Consider the following 15,482-nt stretch of genomic DNA (forward strand, 5'->3'; position numbering starts at 1 on the left):
CCGTCAGCCCGCCGTACTACGACTTCCAGTTGTAGAAGGTCGCATCGCTGATCCCGTGCTTTCGGCAAAGGTCGGGCGTCTTCACGCCAGCCTCATGCTCCCGCAGCACCCCAATGATCTGATCCTCGGTAAATCGGCTTCGCCGCATCGCTCGTCTCCATCTGACGAGCTAACTTACCAATGGCATGAATTCTGGGGAGCAGGTCAAAGGGCATGCTAGCCATGGTCCGCTGGCAGATCAACGGAACCAAGCCGCTGGAGATGAACGCCGATCCTCGTTTGTCGCAGTCCAATATTTCAGAATAGTGGATAGAGTCGGCGCGGCGTAATGCCTTACGCGCGATCCTTGCTCAAGGAGACCAGCCATTGCGCGGCTTAGCCCGCGTCTGCTCGCCGTTAGCGAGCGAACCGATCAGCATTGTACGTCCGTCGCGTTGATCGTGGGTTGCGTCTCAATTATAGTGGGCGGCCGCGTCGATCCGTCTAACGTAAAGTAAGCTGGAAACCGCCCCTTATTGCAGTTCCGGGCAATCATCATGCAAGCCGCTATAACTAGGTCGTTCGCCACGAACGATGCGCGGGACGCTCGCCGGGGCTAACCTTCAATCCCTTTCGCAGTGAAATAGCACATGCGTCTGGCACCCGCGCGCTTTCGCTGACAAGCAGCGGCACGGTGGCCAGCCCGATGCCGGTCGTGTTGCCGGTCACCAGGATGCGCTTGTCTGTCAGCGCCGTCTGGTAGCGCGTATCCATCCGGCGGGTGCTGCCTTGCGGAGTGTGGCTCGGGGATAGAGTACGTCTTTACAGTCGTACGTAAGGACGTCCGTTCCGATCATGACACAGGTAACGATATTGGCGGGGCCAGAGCGTCGACGTCGCTGGAGCGATGAGCAGCGCGAGCGGATTCTGGCGGATGCTCTCCGGCCTGGCGCCAGGGTTTGCGACGTGGCCCGACGCCATGACGTTGCCCGCAGCCTGATCTACGAGTGGCGTCGGGCCGCACTGCGCAGGGTGGATCCGGTGTTCGTGCCGGCGGTGGTGATGGACCAGCTGCCCGAGCAAGCGTCCGAGCCTGTCGTCGCGGCCGTGCTGGATCTGCCCGACGGCAGACGGCTGAGGATCTTCAACTCAGCGTCGCCGGCGTTGGCGGCGGCGGCGCTGAAGGCGCTGCGGTGATCCCACCGGGCGCGCGGGTGGGGATCGCGATGGGCCACACAGACATGAGGAAGGGGATGCAGGGCTTGGCGCTGCTCGTACAGCAGCACCTCCACCGCGATCCTCACGCGGGCGATCTCTTCGTGTTCCGGGGTCGGCTCGGATCGCTGGTCAAGATCAGCTGGCACGACGGGCTGGGCATGTCGCTCTATGCGAAGCGGCTGGAGAAGGGGCGGTTCATCTGGCCCTCGGCGAACGACGGCGTCGTGTCGCTGACAGCCTCGCAGCTGGCCTGCCTACTCGACGGGGTCGACTGGCGTAATCCGCAGTAGAGCTGGCGCCCGACAAGCGCCGGATAGAGCATTATCGCCTTGCACCAAGAGGCGGAGGATGATTCACTCTGCCTCATGGGAGCCGCCATATCGCTCCTTCCGGACGACGTCGAAGCGCTGAAGGCGCTGCTCACCGCTGGCCTGGAACGTGCTGACGAGGCTGAAGCGCGCGCTGCCAACGCCTTGGCCCGGGAGAGCGCGATCGAGGCAGTGATCGCCCATCTCAAGCTGCAGATCGCCAAGCTCAGGCGTGAGCAGTACGGTCCGAGCGCCGAGCGCAGCCGCCGCCTGCTCGAGCAGATGGAGTTCCAGCTCGAGGACCTCGAGGCGGACGCAAGCGAGGACGATCTTGCCGCCGAGGTTGCCACGGCCAGCACCACCAACGTTGCCCCGTTCGAGCGTAAGCGGCCGATGCGCAAGCCGTTCCCCGAGCACCTGCCGCGCGAGCGTGTTGTCATACCAGCACCGTGCTCGTGTCCGGCCTGCGGCGGCTCGCGCCTGTCCCGGCTCGGCGAGGACGTGACAGAGACGCTCGAGGTGATCCCGCGATCGTGGAAGGTCATCCAGACGGTCCGCGAGACGGTCTCGTGCCGCGACCGCCAGACTATCAGCCAGCCGCCAGCGCCATTCCACGTCGTGCCGCGCGGATGGGCGGGGGCCAGCTTGCTCGCCATGCTGCTGTTCGAGAAGTACGGCCAACACCAGCCGCTCAACCGCCAGGCCGAGCGGTTCGCGCGCGAAGGCGTACCGCTGAGCGTCTCGACGCTCGCCGACCAAGTTGGCGCCGCCGCATTCGCGCTGATGCCACTCTACAGGCGGATCGAGGATCACATCCTCGCCGCTGATCGCTTGCACGGTGACGATACGACCGTTCCTGTCCTGGCTAAGGTCAAGGCCGATGTTGCTCGGCTGTGGGTTTATGTCCGGGACGATCGGCCGTTTGCCGGCGCCGACCCACCCGCAGCGCTGTTCCACTATTCACGCGACAGGCGCGGCGAGCACCCACAGGCACATCTCGCGTCCTGGTCAGGGATTTTCCAGGCTGACGCCTACGGCGGCTATGGCGAGCTGTACCGCGAAGGTCGTGCGCCAGGCCCAGTACGCGAAGCCGGGTGCTTTGCGCACGCCCGACGCAAGTTCTTCGAGCTCGCCGATGTCGCAGGCGCCGCGCGCAAGAAGAGCCGCGGCGAGCGGACCGGCATGATCTACCCGATCGCGCTCGAAGCGGTGCGGCGCCTTGACGCTCTGTTCGACGTCGAGCGCACCATCAACGGCAAGTCCGCTGCCGACCGGCTCGCGGTACGCAAGACGCTCAGCGCGCCGCTGATGACGGAGTTCCACACCTGGCTCACCGCCCAACGCGCGATCCTGTCGCGCAACCACGATCTCGCCAAGGCGTGTCTCTACATGCTGCGCCGCTGGGATGCGTTTACGCGCTTCCTCGACGACGGCCGGGTCTGCCTCACCAACAACGCCGCAGAGCGCGCCCTTCGTTGCGTCCCGATCGGCCGCAAGGCCTGGCTGTTCTGCGGCTCGGACCGCGGCGGTCAGCGCGCCGCCGTCCTTTACACGCTGATCCAGACCGCCCGCCTCAACGATGTCGACCCGCAAGCTTGGCTCGCCGACGTGCTCGCCCGCATCGCGGACCACCCCGCGGCTCGGCTCGACGAGCTATTGCCGTGGAACTGGGCACCTCGGATCCAGGTCGCGAAGGCCGCCTGATGTCGGCACCATCGATGGTGTTCACCGCTCGCTACGCCGCGAGCTGGCGCGGCGTCGACATCGACTTGGTCGAGGTACTTGCCCAGGAGATGGCGCCCGAAGCTAATTGCCTTAACGTCATCGACAGCCTCGACGACGACGCTGTCTCCACAACTGCGTTCACCAGACGCGGTCTCGACCACCTCGACGAACTTCTCGACCAACGCCGCTCGGACTTCATACAGGAAAGCTAACACCATCCGCGGCCTTCGGCGGATGGATACGGTAGCGCATGATTATTCCCATCGCAGAATGAAGCGCCCGCTTGCCGGGATATGGTAGTCGATCCGGTCAGGCGACTGGTCGTGAGGTCGCAGGATGTCTCCGTCAGCCACTGTCACGGTGACTTGGCCGAGCTTGCGCCGCTTAGATCGCACGATGCTCAGACCGGCGGTGCAACGTTCTCCGCCGTTGAGGACGACCGTGAGTACGCGATCTCCGACGCGTTCCATCGAACGGATAAAATGATCGCAATACAGCTGGAACGGCGCGCCTTCGACCGGGTGGAAACTCCGCGTCGCGAAGATGAAGGCGGCACCCGCGCCATACACTTCCTGACCGACCTGTCCGGCCAATTCACCGCCCGGGTAGAGATCCTCGACTGGAAACGACAGCTTGCGATCGATATGTCCGTTGGTCTCCCGCTGTTTGGGGGACAGAGTGTCTTGCGGAAGCGTATCGGGATAAAAAAACCAAGAGAGATGCAGCGCGTATTTACAGTATTCGGAGACCAGCATCCTTGCGGCTGGATCGAGTTCGGGTCCGCCATCGGCGAGGTAGCGCTCGAACGCTGTGAAAGAGTCGAAGCATTCATAAATCGCCATGTACGGCGCGTCCTGAAGGCAACTGACGCCGAAGAACGTACTGTAAAGCGCCGCGTGGTCGAGATTGCTCTCCCAGATCACGCAATTGTGGAAGAAGCTCGCCAGGTAGACGTAGCTTTGTTCGAGATAGACGGCGCGGTTGGTGATGCGCCACAGTCGCATGCAGGCGGCCGCCCCCCAAGCCGTGAGGTTCGCCTGATAGTTGACATTGAAGCGCAGGCCCATGGCGACGTCGATCGCCTTACGAGCCTCGTCCAGGAAGCGCTTGTCATCGGTCAGTTCGAACGCCTGCAGCATTACCCATGCGTAAATGCCACCGACATCGGTCTGGCCGCGATCGTCGGCACCGGCGGTTTCGGTGATGACGGCAAAGTCCGTAATTTTGTACTGGATAAGCCATTTATAGGCGAAATGTTGCGCGGCCCGTATGCCGAAGTCGATCGATTTTAGCAGCAGCGCCTTCGCATCCGCGTCGCCGTTAAGCGCAAGGATGCCGAGATTGAGCATCGGATGGTATAGGTACCAGCTATCGATCGCGTCGGCATCCTTGTCGTCGCCAACATTGGGCAGATAGCGGCGCAGCGACCGGAGGTCAGGGTCGTAGAACTTTTCTAGCCCAGCCTTGAATTCGGCCTCTAGCGGATGCGGCGTTCCGCGCCATGCACCCCAATCGTGGATGGCCGTCACGATCGACATTTGAACCATGATGTCGGGATATTCGGCATTGGTATACGGGTGAACATAGCGGTGGCCGTAATGCTCGATCGTTGCTTCGGGCGCCTGATCGAGATCGCGCAACGTCCGCTCGGCACGGTCGACCCAGTTGCGAAATTCGACTTGGGGCAATTCGATGGTTGCGTAAGCGACACTCAGCATCTGGAGGAACCGGCGCGCCGACTCCCGTTCGTGCGGGGGCGCGTCGTGTCGAAATACCAGGATCGCGTCGGACAACGTAACTTTGATTCCTGGTTGCAAGCCGCTGTCGCGAGGCGACGTGCCGTCCGCAGGGGTTGGGATCAAGTATCCCAGCTCGGGCCAGATCCCGCCCACCACGCCGTGGGGGGTGGTCCCAGTAGCCCTGTAATAGTCGTTCAGCGCGGTCAGGTTCTGGAAGTACAGGACATCGCCGAAGCGCGGCTCTTCGAGATGGAGATACGCGACCGCGACGTTCAGTCCGCGCTGACCCACCTCGATGCTGCCGACAGCACCCATCGGATCGTCGTTGTCATCAAGCGGATAAAGGTCGCGCGGTATGAATGGGATCAGCGTCGACTCCGCGGGAGTGAGTCGCACCGTAACCCGCAAATTCTCCAGCGCATGGGAACCCGTGCGTATGACGACCTCGTACCGGCCAAGCGGACTGGCGACTTCAAGCCTCGCGGCTTCGCCACTTCCTGGTGTGAAGACCTTGCAGCTAAACGCGCCGACCACATACGCCGCCCGCAGCGCGATTCCGCCCCCGTGCTGGCGGCGGACGATCACCCATAAAGAATCGGTCGTCGTTAGTATTTCGACGTCGAGTTCGCCGAGCGCGAAGGCCGCAATGGCTTTATCGGAGCGGCCTTGACCGATCTCCCTGACCGCCAGCGTGTGCGGGCTGACTCCAGGCGTTACTTGCGTTAGGTTCGTCGTAGCCATATCGACCTCTGCAAATCCTCGCTAATAAGGACGCTGGGAGTTTTGAAATGCGTCACTTTCGCCGATACGTTCACGATCCGCTGATGGTGAACTTCATGCTTGCTCGACCGCCAACCGCAGCTCGACCGCCTTTGTTCCCGATGACGGCATGATAAAATGCTCGCCGACCGATGCCATCAACCGTTTCGCGAGCCCAACTTCAAGACCATCGACTGGCGCGAATTTGGCATCAGAAAATGGAAGGCCATCGTTATCGTTAAGGATGATCATATCTTGACCGACGTTTCTGCCGATCGTGATCTTAATTTGGCCGAACCCGCATTACCTATAGGCGTGCTTGATTGCGTTCGTCGCCAGTTTGTTCACGATAAGCGCCAAAGTCGTTACTTGTGCAAAGATTAGTCTCGCCGCCTCCTGTGTGACCGTCACGAATACCCGAATGGAACGCGGCTCAGCTTGGGCATGCTGAGCAACGCAAACCAGTCGCAGCGCCGCCTCCAGAGACAGCTGACGCTCGCGGAAGAAAGTAGTTCGGTTACGTGCGAGCACAACAAAGCGCTCCGTCGCATCCGTCAAGGCTTCGCGCGCCCCTCGGCTCGTTGCTCGCCCGCTTTGAAGCGCCATCAGGCTACCGACGAGTTGAAGATCGTTGCTGCACCAGTGATTGGCTTCACGCAGCGGCAGGTCATCGTTTTGAGCCAGCCGTTGCGCGGCTGGGGATGAAGCCATCGCGTTGCTTCCCATGTCAGACGCCTATCCGGGAGGATGAGGCAGAATGCGAGGTGGTCGATCCGGCATGGGACATGCGCGTCGTGTTATCGGCCTCGGCCCGTCTGACGTGCAGATAGCGAGGGTCGAAGCCGCCGATCCGGCGAAGCCCTGCGATACTCCGAAGGGTCATTGTGCGGTTGGCAATCTCGACCAGCCCTTCTGCTCGAAGGAGTTTCATCATGCGGTTGACGTGAACCGCTGTCAGACCGAGCGCGTCGCCGATCTGCTCCTGCGTGAGCGGGAAATCGAAGCTGCTTTCGTCGTCCTGCTCCGTACTAACTCGCACACTTAACTCGCAAAGCAGATGGGCAAGCCGTTTTTTCGCTGATCCACAGCCCAGAGTCAGCGTCAATTTGCCGAGTGCGGCATTTTCCACCAGCGCCAGCCATGTGAAGGTCCGGGCAATACCCGGGTGCTGTGTGGCTAACGCCGCAATCGATTTACGCGGTAGAGCCACTATCTTTGCCGGGGTCAGCATTCGAACACTGCAACCAGACTGATCGAATAGTAATGTGTCCAGGTTACATATATCTCCTGCCACGAGCAGCGCCGAGAATTGGCGATGTCCCTCCCGGGTAGTCGTATACCGGGCCGCCCACCCTTCGATCATCATAAACAGGTTGTCGGGGTGGTCGCCCTCGCGTACCAGATCGACATGGGATTGAACCGATCGCGGCAGCGCAGCGGCTCTCTCCAGCGCACGCCGTTCTTCATCCGAAAGGAAGGATGATTGCCACAGGCCACTGCCCCGCAACAGTTCGCTGGTCTTTCGTTTGGCCACTGTAATCTGCATGGTCACCATTTCCCTGCAAAGGCGTTGGTCGCCGAACTGCAGAAAACAAAATTTACCCATCGTGTCTGTTGCGTGCCCAACATAGGGCGGGGCTGCTCGGCGATTTCGCGCGTTTAAGGTCTCACATGCCGTGAGGGGAAGGATCAGCCGAAATGAGCAAGCCCCAGATTGAGAGGAGAGTTCACAAAAATCAGCTATTCGGTGCCTTTCCTGAGGACGTGCGCACCAGGATATCCCCGTATATGAAATCAGTAGAGCTCAAGTTGGGCGAAACTGTATGTGAGGCAGGTGGATCGCTGAAATACGCTTATTTTCCGGAGGGAGCCGTTCTCTCACTTCTTACCGTTCTGGAAAACGGTTCAGAGATAGAATGCGCGAACATTGGACGCGAGGGCGCGTTCGGACTTTTCGCGGCCATGTATAGCCGCGTCTCGTTTAACCGATGTACAATTCAGCTAGAAGGACCATTGCTTCGATGTGAAATCGAACCTTTGCAAGCAGAGTTTCACAAAAGTGCACACATGCAAGATCTTTTCGTAAGCTTTTCAGAGACACTATTATCGCAGATAATGCAAACGGTTGCTTGCAACTCTCTTCATTCCGTCGAAGAGCGGCTGTCTCGTTGGCTCCTCATGATGTACGATCGCGCCGAGGGCGAGAAGCTCACGTATACCCATGAATTTTTGGCTCGCATAATGGGCGCAAATCGGACGTCGGTCACGCACGCAGCGCAATCCCTCCAAAACCAAGGTCTTATCAGTTATCGGAGGGGCTTAATGCAGGTTGTTGATTATGCCGGGCTTGAGGCGGCATCCTGCGAGTGTTACGCGATCGTCAGAAAACGATTCGATGCATTCCTTACCCCGCCCTCGACGGCCGTTCAGGAAACGAAAAGCGGGCGAACCGAAACGCTTTAGGCGATGCGGCATCAGCGCCGGATTGGTCCGAATGTCGAATGCATTGTTCGCAACACGTCGGGGCATCCCTGGAGAACGCGGATGCTTAGCCTTGCCGGTTAGAACTGGCTCAGTTTAGCGCGAAGGGAGTGCGGCAAACTGGATTATCGAGCATCTTAGATGCGCGATAATCCTTGTGGGATAAGATGCCACCGATGCTGCGACTGTCTTTTAAAACTCGTTTGTTCGACAAAGCACGGGTTTGACGGTACTTTTCAGCCGACGATCGATAGGGGTCTCTGACCCATTTTTTGCTATCTTAGCTGGCGATGCTATTTGAAAGCGGTGAGCGCAATGACCCAAGTGCTGAGGCCCTTCCTTTGGGAACACGATAATTTGGTTCGCGCGATCAAGGCCGCGGGCGTGACGCTCTGGTCTTGGAATGTCGATACCGATGCCTTTGCGATGGACGATGACGCACATGATCTTTGGGGCATCCCGCATGACGTGGACGTCCAGTTCGAGGATCTCTCGGCGCATATTCACCCGGCTGATCGCGATCGAGTCCGCGCGGCGTTTGCAGCGACCCGGGCGCTAATAGGTCCGTATGAGATCGATTTCCGCATCATGATCGATGATGAGCTCAAATGGATTTCCGCTCGTGGACAGGGCGATGACGCGGGCATCGTCAAGCGCGTTCTGTCCGGCGTTTTTATTGATGTGACGGGCCGTAAACAGGCCGAAGAAAGCCGCGAACTGCTTGCCGGAGAGATGAGCCATCGGGTCAAAAACCTTCTTTCCATCGCCTCCGGGCTCACCACAATCACCTCGCGCTCGACAACGACCAGCCAGGAAATGGCGACTGAACTGACGCTTCGACTTACGGCTCTCGGCCGGGCCCACGATCTGGTCCGGCCAGTTCCGGGCCAGACCGAGGCAGCTTCGGCCTTGTTGGGTGATCTGCTCACGGTGCTGCTCGCGCCTTACGACGACCTTGGAGCCTTTAGCGGGCGAATCCGGGTATCGGTACCAAGGATGCGAGTCGGCGAGACGTCGACGACCATCCTCGCAATGGTCGTTCATGAGCTAGCGACGAACTCTTTGAAATACGGCGCATTGTCCGTCGATACAGGCACCCTCGACGTTTCATGCTCGACGCATAACGAAGATGTAACTGTGATATGGACCGAGCGCGGCGGGCCAAAGGTCGAGCAGCCAACTGGCCCCGGCGGTTATGGCAGCAAGCTCATCGAGCGCAGCGTTACCGGGCATCTTCGTGGCTCAATCAAATATGATTGGGCGGAGCATGGTGTTGTCGTCACAATACAGGTCAGCCCGGGCCGTCTTGCCGCATAGTTGGTGATGGAGTGTCGCGTCGGCATTGATGCGCGCTGTGACGCTGAATACGAGGATAACAAACGCGCCGGTCGTCAGGAACTAATTTTAGCCCCCGGCGGCACGGGCGAGCCAAACTTTGTGCGCGAGCGCTCTCGCATGAATTGAATACGGGAGACGATCGCAGCTGCATCGTAGGGACGAGCGAGCCGGGGCGCTTCTTCACAGAACTCGGCAGCAGCCTCTGCGGCGGCGTCGAGGGAGCCAGCTAGCGCAATTTCGATATCGGGATGGTGATCGCGGACAAACCGCGCCAGCGCGAAGCCGGTTTGAGACCCAACCGTTGGAAGCGCGCAGAGAACGGCAGAAATGGCTAAGTCCGCGTCGTTCAGTACGGTCATCGCCTCTTCAGTAGACGCGGCCGCGATCACCGAATATCCGCAGTGCCGGAGATATTCGACTAAAATATGACGCGCGATCACTTCACCGTCGACAAGGAGGAGAGCAAAGTCGTCCCGCGAACCTGCGACCGTCTCAGTCATGCCATCGATCTAGAACTTGGCCAATGGTGCGTATTAGATCAGATGCGGTATAGGGTTTCGGAATAATCGCAGCGGGGTGGACTGGCGCCAAAAGATTTTCTGGAACGCCAGATGTTATGATCACCGGAACGTCGGGGTAGGTTTCCTTGATGAACGCCGCAAGGCCAAGCCCATCGATGCGGCCAGGCATATTCACATCGCTGAAGATTAAATCAAAATTGGCGCCCGTTGAAAGTAGCGTTACTGCCTCGTCAGCGCTGCAGGCCTCGACGACGCGAAATCCGGCTTCGTGGAGCATATCCGATGCTACCATCCTGATCAGCACCTCGTCGTCGACAACCAATATCAGCGGCATGGCGGCGTTCGAGTCTGCGCGTTGCTGCATTTCCGGATTCACGCAAATCTTCCCTGTTAGTCCTGCTGAACCACCACCTTCTTAATACGTTCCGGACGATATGAAACCGCAACGCGATGCGGGCCGGGATAGAACACTCCCTTGCCATGCATTCTTATTTCTCACCATCCACGAGTTTTGAGACCGCTTTCCCGTTCTCGTTTCTCCATCGTTTATGGGATCGCCAGGTTTTATGAGGCGGGCGCTTTGCAACAGCTCCCTTAGCTAATCAGCTATAGCTAGCTCGCGAGCAGAAGCGCTGATTTGCAGCAGTTTTTTCCGGCGTCCTTCGCGAGGTACAGTGCGCGGTCGGCAGAGGTCAGCAAAGTCTGCGGCATCACGGCTGTCGCACCGTCACGGGCGAGCGCGGTAGCTACGCCGATACTGACGGTGATTACCCCTCCTACTTCTACTCCGTGGGGGATTTGCAGCGCCTCGACAGCAGCCCTGATATGCTCAGCGACATCCATAGCATGATCACGGTTAGCCTCAGGTAGTACGACGGCCAGTTCCTCACCCCCATATCTGGCCACCACGTCCTTATCGCTGGCTGTCGAAAGGAACGCCGTTGCCACGCTGCGGAGGCAATCGTCCCCTACCTGATGGCCATGAGCGTCGTTGAACTTCTTGAAGTGATCGATATCCGCAAGCAGCAGCGACAGCTGTGACTTTGCAGCAAGCGTCCGATTCCACTCTTCCAAAAGCGCCTCATCAAACGCCCGGCGATTGGCAAGACCGGTAAGGCCGTCCTTCATCGCCATGGCCCGTAACGCGTCTTCGAGAGCCTTGCGCTGAGATACGTCGCGCATGATGACCGCTCGGTCCCCCGGGGTCCCCGATCTCAGGTTCTCGACAACCCTTGAGGCTACTTCAACCCAGAGCAGGGAGCCATCGCCGCGAATGACGCGCACGATGACTGTCGCATCGTTCGAGCCGCCACTCATTACGACCCGGTTAGCTTCAACGAGAACCGGAAGATCTTCGTGGAATACGAACTCGAAGACAGGGTGCCCGATCACCTCGGACGGCGATCGGAGAAACAACCGCTCGGAGGAGCCAGAAATATAGCTGAAGGTCATGTCAGGCCCAACTAGGGCGATGACATCGCTGGAATGCTCCGCGATCAGCTGGAGAACGGCTGATGCCTTCGCGTCGTCAGGTGCCCAAGGTCTCAAACCGCTACTCCCGAGAAACGCAACGCACCAAGGCGTCGGAGCGGTTCGTAAGCCTTTCGCACCTAACGGTCGATGAAGATCGCGCCTTCTCGGTCATCATTGCGAGCCGCGACAGCTAGGTTCGTCAATCCAGTAGATTTCGAGAAAGCGCGCCTTGGCGGGCCGCGCTCTATCTCCGCTCCGCTCCGACCGAGCCGCTTTGCGTCTCGTCCCATGCGGGCGACGATCGCTCGCGCGCGCAGGCTTACGCCCGCGATGATAGGGAACGCGGATCAGCGGAGTGCACACTCCGTCTTTTGGTGAAGACGACAGGGTGCGCGCATCGTCGTGACCGCGTGACACTCTCGCTCTGCCCGGGCGGTGCGGCCGCGGCTGGCCCCCAAGCCCGCGCGCACGCCGCCGCACCGGCCGGTCGCCGCAAGGGTGCGTTGCTCGTGGGCGCCGCGCTGGCGCGCCGCGGTGATGGACGCCGGCGTCGCCGGCGGGATCCGTTCGCCTGGTCGGGGAAAGGGGCGCGCCGCCCCCTCTCCCCAGCAACGACAATCAGCCGGGCCGTGGCTCCCTCGCATTCGCTCAGTGCGCCCGCACCACCCCATCAGATTCTCGCTGCCCCCCTCGCCCCCGGCTGTTCGCCACGAAGGCAGGGTTGATGGCGGGGCCATCGCCCTGCGGTCGATTGAGGAAGGAAAAAGTCATGCATCACCAGCTCGCCACCCGGTTTGCTCGTAACGCCCACCAGATCACGGGCCGCACGCCGCTCGACAATGACGCACTGCGCAGCCACGTTCCCTCGATTTTTGCAGGCGAGGCACACGACAGTCGTTCGGATCGGTACGTCTACGTTCCAACGATAGAGATCGTCGAAGGATTGCGTCGCGAGGGATGGCAACCGTTTTTCGCGGTCCAGTCGGTGCCGCGCGACAGCAGCCGCCACGGCCACGCCAAGCACATGCTACGCCTTCGCCGGGACGACCAGATCGGCAAGGCCGAAGCCGCCGAGGTCATCATCGTCAACAGTCATGACGGAACCAGTGCTTACCAAATGTTTGCCGGGATGCTGCGGTTCGTCTGCACCAACAGCATGATGGCGGGCGAGCGGTTCGAGGAGGTCCGCGTCAGCCATAAGGGCAAGATCCAGGACCAGATCATCGAAGGCGTTTTCACCGTCGCCGAGGACTTCCCGCGCCTGATCGACGCATCCGAGCAAATGAAGGAAACTCGCCTGTCCGAACCAGAGCAGCGCGTGTTGGCAGAGGCGAGCCTTGTCGCTCGCTATGGCGAGGAGGATAGCCCAGCTCGGCCTGAACAGATCATCAGTCCCCGTCGCCGCGAGGACGTCGGGCAAAGCCTGTGGACCACGTTCAACGTCATCCAGGAAAACGTGCTGCGCGGCGGACTGTCTGGACGTCGCCAAAATGCCAACGGCCAAATCCGCCGCAGCACGACGCGACCAATCAATGGCATCGATCAGGGAGTTGGAATCAATCGCGCGTTGTGGACGCTCGCCGAGGGAATGCAGCGTCTCAAAAACGGCTAATCAACGGTCCTGGGCCACCCTTCGGGGTGGCCCAAAAAATCGCGGGCGGCCCTAGGCAGGCCGCCCGGTCCTCCTGTGATTCAGGAGATCGATCACCCACACCGGGTGATTCAGACAAGTCGTTACAACGGCGCCGCCGCGATCGATAGCGTGTGCTCATGTGTTTCAGCATCGAGCTCGCGGCGATAGACGCCGCTCGCAATTGTCGACGACGCTACCGCGTCGAAGCAAGCCAGGACCTGCTCGGTGCTTGGTTGGTGACGATCACGTTCGGTCGGCTTGGTACGCCCGGCCGAACGATCACACACATCGCCGATGATGAGCGCCAGGCGCGCCGGCTCGTTACCGCTTGCCTGCGCGTCCGCGCGACCGCACCGCGGCGGTTCGGTGTGGCTTACCTCGAACGCGCCTGCTCGGTATCGTCGTCATGGTCGGATATTGTGTTCGACGGACCGGTCCAGCCCGCGACCGTCAGTCCCGCTTCCGCCTGATCCAACCACTCGTCGATCGCTCCGCGAAGCGATCCGCTGATATTGACGAAGGAGCGACGCCCGTCATCGGCGTCGCCGACCTTCGAAATCAATTCATCGTCGACCAGCAAATCGACATAGCGATTGGCCGTCGTGGGCGCGACGCCGCTGGCGAGGCAAAGGCTTGAGACATCTAAGCGCCTTCCCTCGCGATCGGCGATGTAGAGATCGAGGATCATGTCTCAGGTCGGCTCGCCAAAATGCCCGGGCCGACAAGAAGCTCCCGTACGTGATACAAGACGGTTAGGCGACGGCAATTGCTATGGCCAGGATTATCCCCAAGGTCTTTGCAACTCGCACCGCCTTCAACTCGGTTCCGACTGACAAAGTCATCTCGAGAGCGAACGTACCGGCCGCGAGAAGTCGGTCCCGCATTCTTTCATAGCCGGCTCGCCAGCAGTCATTTAGCGAGCCCGCCGTCGGTAACGCGTAGCGGATCCTGTACGATATCGTTGGGACATACGATCAAGATGCGCCCGCTGGTCAAACGGTCGGCGAGATTTTATTCGTCGGTACCGTTTGAGCCTGCGAGGATCGGAACCTGCAGATCTCCCGTTAAAGCGAACGAATAACTTCGTCCGCGATACGGTTGTGGCGGACCAACTCACGTCGGCCGTCAGGGTATTCTTTCACAACGAGGCCAGAGGGGGTGTCGGACTCGCAGTAATAGACGGGGAACCCAGCAGACAGATGATCGCGCACGGCAAACTCGCCATCGCGGGCGAGGCCTTCTTCTATTACCGGCCAGAGGTCGAGGGTGTGATCCAGTACCAAGTGTGTCAGCTCGTTCATCGCGCGCGCCCTACCAAGGAAGTTTGTTCGAAGAACCGGCTAGAATCTTTTGCGGCCGATCGGTGGCAGGTCAGGTGGCCATAACGCTCGACAGCCTAACATGACTGCTCTCGCGCACAGGATTGATATGCTAACGCAGATTGCCCGCAATGCACCCTCAACACCGTTTAAACCTCCGACCGTGCCAGCTGAACGAATGTCCGCTTACGTCATCAGGCTCTCCAAAGCGGCCGCGCCGACTTCCACCCGACTCACCCCGATAGCCGCCGGTCGGTCGATCACCCGTCGCACCGAAATTCTGACCTTCCGCAAACATCAGGAGAGGGATGTCCCCCCATGATCGGGGGCCGGCATGCCTACATCCCGATCCCAAGACCTCTACCGATATTGAGGTCAATCCCCTGATGGAACGCTAGCTCAGCGCCGAGCTTGCGCCCAGTCTCGAACTGGATGCCGAGCTGCTGTTTGCGGCTGGCGAGGATCGATTCCATCTGCGGATCGCGCTCGAGCGATTTTGCCATGCCACGCATGTCATCCTGCAAGGCGCGACCGCGCTCACAATCGCCCGATGCGTAGGCACGTTCTGCCCCGGCGCTCAGTCGGTTCCAGCGCTCGACAAAGCGGTCGGCCCTGAGTTCAGGATTGGTGCGTACCTCGCGTTCGCCGACAATCGCGAGACGCGCGCGTTCGGTATTGCCAGTGGCAGCTTCCGGCGCGAGCGACGCGTCTCGCGAATAGGCGCTCTCGGCGTCCGTCGCGGCATGCTGGCGCAGGGTGTTGAGATCGCGGCGCGCCTCGCCCAAATCGCGCAACTGATCGGGCGTGGCGTCGCCGCCACGATCCTGCATCGTGAAGATCGCCTGCACCGCGCGCGCATGCCGCGCGATAGGACGATCGCGCACCGCAGCGACGCTCTCCTGCGGCTCTTGCACTTGCGGTTCGGGGGCTTTCACCGACAGCCGCAAGCCGTCGAACATCCCGCGCACTTTCGCCGGCACGGCGTTTGC

The 15,482-nt window shown here is 60.3% G+C and carries 18 protein-coding genes and 2 pseudogenes; 8 read left to right on the forward strand and 12 right to left on the reverse strand.

Annotated features, from left to right (window positions below):
• Positions 1 to 19: 19 nt before the first annotated feature.
• Positions 20 to 148: pseudogene (locus tag U1872_RS21875) on the reverse strand (transposase); the annotation flags it as partial.
• A 404-nt stretch (positions 149 to 552) separates the two neighbouring features.
• Positions 553 to 753: a hypothetical protein gene (locus tag U1872_RS21880; RefSeq protein WP_332794997.1), complete on the reverse strand. Its 201-nt coding sequence runs from the start codon at positions 751 to 753 to the stop codon at positions 553 to 555.
• 81 nt (positions 754 to 834) lie between these two features.
• Between U1872_RS21880 and tnpA the strand changes: the two genes are divergently transcribed.
• The 4 genes from tnpA to U1872_RS21900 all read left to right on the forward strand — a co-directional run bounded on the left by tnpA (position 835) and on the right by U1872_RS21900 (position 3,442).
• Positions 835 to 1,176 (forward strand): IS66-like element accessory protein TnpA, encoded by a 342-nt coding sequence (gene tnpA / locus U1872_RS21885; RefSeq protein ID WP_332794998.1) that lies wholly within the window; start codon positions 835 to 837, stop codon positions 1,174 to 1,176.
• Positions 1,177 to 1,193: 17 nt separating this feature from the next.
• Positions 1,194 to 1,487, forward strand: a complete 294-nt coding sequence (gene tnpB, locus U1872_RS21890; protein ID WP_443025440.1) for an IS66 family insertion sequence element accessory protein TnpB — start codon at positions 1,194 to 1,196, stop codon at positions 1,485 to 1,487.
• A gap of 75 nt (positions 1,488 to 1,562) precedes the next feature.
• The gene (gene tnpC / locus U1872_RS21895) at positions 1,563 to 3,209 is read left to right on the forward strand and encodes an IS66 family transposase (RefSeq protein WP_332795000.1); all 1,647 of its coding nucleotides are present in this window, start codon (positions 1,563 to 1,565) and stop codon (positions 3,207 to 3,209) included.
• Positions 3,209 to 3,442, forward strand: a complete 234-nt coding sequence (locus tag U1872_RS21900) for a hypothetical protein (protein WP_332795001.1) — start codon at positions 3,209 to 3,211, stop codon at positions 3,440 to 3,442. Before tnpC ends, U1872_RS21900 begins: the two co-directional genes overlap by 1 nt.
• A gap of 42 nt (positions 3,443 to 3,484) precedes the next feature.
• On the opposite strand, the gene U1872_RS21905 is transcribed toward U1872_RS21900, so the two are convergent.
• The 4 genes from U1872_RS21905 to U1872_RS21920 all read right to left on the reverse strand — a co-directional run bounded on the left by U1872_RS21905 (position 3,485) and on the right by U1872_RS21920 (position 7,334).
• Positions 3,485 to 5,710 carry a hypothetical protein gene (locus U1872_RS21905; protein WP_332795002.1) on the reverse strand — a complete coding sequence of 742 codons (2,226 nt, stop codon included), beginning with the start codon at positions 5,708 to 5,710 and terminating at the stop codon, positions 3,485 to 3,487.
• 93 nt (positions 5,711 to 5,803) lie between these two features.
• Positions 5,804 to 5,980, reverse strand: a complete 177-nt coding sequence (locus U1872_RS21910; RefSeq protein WP_332795003.1) for a hypothetical protein — start codon at positions 5,978 to 5,980, stop codon at positions 5,804 to 5,806.
• Between the two features lie 51 nt (positions 5,981 to 6,031).
• Positions 6,032 to 6,454 carry a histidine kinase dimerization/phosphoacceptor domain -containing protein gene (locus tag U1872_RS21915; protein ID WP_332795004.1) on the reverse strand — a complete coding sequence of 141 codons (423 nt, stop codon included), beginning with the start codon at positions 6,452 to 6,454 and terminating at the stop codon, positions 6,032 to 6,034.
• 1 nt (position 6,455) lies between these two features.
• The gene (locus U1872_RS21920) at positions 6,456 to 7,334 is read right to left on the reverse strand and encodes a Crp/Fnr family transcriptional regulator (protein WP_332795005.1); all 879 of its coding nucleotides are present in this window, start codon (positions 7,332 to 7,334) and stop codon (positions 6,456 to 6,458) included.
• 92 nt (positions 7,335 to 7,426) lie between these two features.
• On the opposite strand from U1872_RS21920, the gene U1872_RS21925 reads away from it, so the two are divergent.
• Together U1872_RS21925 and U1872_RS21930 are read left to right on the forward strand one after the other, a co-directional pair.
• Positions 7,427 to 8,191 (forward strand): Crp/Fnr family transcriptional regulator, encoded by a 765-nt coding sequence (locus U1872_RS21925; protein WP_332795006.1) that lies wholly within the window; start codon positions 7,427 to 7,429, stop codon positions 8,189 to 8,191.
• A gap of 333 nt (positions 8,192 to 8,524) precedes the next feature.
• A complete protein-coding gene (locus U1872_RS21930) occupies positions 8,525 to 9,526 on the forward strand; it encodes a sensor histidine kinase (protein ID WP_332795007.1) in 1,002 nt (333 codons plus the stop codon).
• 74 nt (positions 9,527 to 9,600) lie between these two features.
• Here U1872_RS21930 and U1872_RS21935 read toward each other — a convergent pair whose 3' ends face one another.
• The 3 genes from U1872_RS21935 to U1872_RS21945 all read right to left on the reverse strand — a co-directional run bounded on the left by U1872_RS21935 (position 9,601) and on the right by U1872_RS21945 (position 11,616).
• Positions 9,601 to 10,047 carry a response regulator gene (locus tag U1872_RS21935; RefSeq protein WP_332795008.1) on the reverse strand — a complete coding sequence of 149 codons (447 nt, stop codon included), beginning with the start codon at positions 10,045 to 10,047 and terminating at the stop codon, positions 9,601 to 9,603.
• Complete coding sequence (locus U1872_RS21940; RefSeq protein ID WP_332795009.1) at positions 10,040 to 10,444, reverse strand: response regulator; 405 nt, start codon at positions 10,442 to 10,444, stop codon at positions 10,040 to 10,042. Before U1872_RS21940 ends, U1872_RS21935 begins: the two co-directional genes overlap by 8 nt.
• Before the next feature lie 236 nt (positions 10,445 to 10,680).
• Positions 10,681 to 11,616, reverse strand: a complete 936-nt coding sequence (locus tag U1872_RS21945; protein WP_332795010.1) for a GGDEF domain-containing protein — start codon at positions 11,614 to 11,616, stop codon at positions 10,681 to 10,683.
• Between the two features lie 694 nt (positions 11,617 to 12,310).
• On the opposite strand from U1872_RS21945, the gene U1872_RS21950 reads away from it, so the two are divergent.
• Positions 12,311 to 13,153 carry a DUF932 domain-containing protein gene (locus U1872_RS21950; protein WP_332795011.1) on the forward strand — a complete coding sequence of 281 codons (843 nt, stop codon included), beginning with the start codon at positions 12,311 to 12,313 and terminating at the stop codon, positions 13,151 to 13,153.
• A 158-nt stretch (positions 13,154 to 13,311) separates the two neighbouring features.
• Positions 13,312 to 13,644 carry a WGR domain-containing protein gene (locus U1872_RS21955; RefSeq protein ID WP_332795012.1) on the forward strand — a complete coding sequence of 111 codons (333 nt, stop codon included), beginning with the start codon at positions 13,312 to 13,314 and terminating at the stop codon, positions 13,642 to 13,644.
• On the opposite strand, the gene U1872_RS21960 is transcribed toward U1872_RS21955, so the two are convergent.
• From U1872_RS21960 to U1872_RS21970, 3 genes and pseudogenes are all read right to left on the reverse strand, one after another.
• Positions 13,548 to 13,862 carry a MarR family transcriptional regulator gene (locus U1872_RS21960; RefSeq protein WP_332795013.1) on the reverse strand — a complete coding sequence of 105 codons (315 nt, stop codon included), beginning with the start codon at positions 13,860 to 13,862 and terminating at the stop codon, positions 13,548 to 13,550. The genes U1872_RS21955 and U1872_RS21960 overlap by 97 nt on opposite strands.
• A 376-nt stretch (positions 13,863 to 14,238) precedes the next feature.
• A complete protein-coding gene (locus tag U1872_RS21965) occupies positions 14,239 to 14,475 on the reverse strand; it encodes a hypothetical protein (protein WP_332795014.1) in 237 nt (78 codons plus the stop codon).
• Between the two features lie 356 nt (positions 14,476 to 14,831).
• Positions 14,832 to 15,482: pseudogene (locus U1872_RS21970) on the reverse strand (Ti-type conjugative transfer relaxase TraA); the annotation flags it as partial.

The sequence above is a fragment of the Parasphingomonas frigoris genome (assembly GCF_036663815.1).
Taxonomy (GTDB): domain Bacteria; phylum Pseudomonadota; class Alphaproteobacteria; order Sphingomonadales; family Sphingomonadaceae; genus Sphingomonas.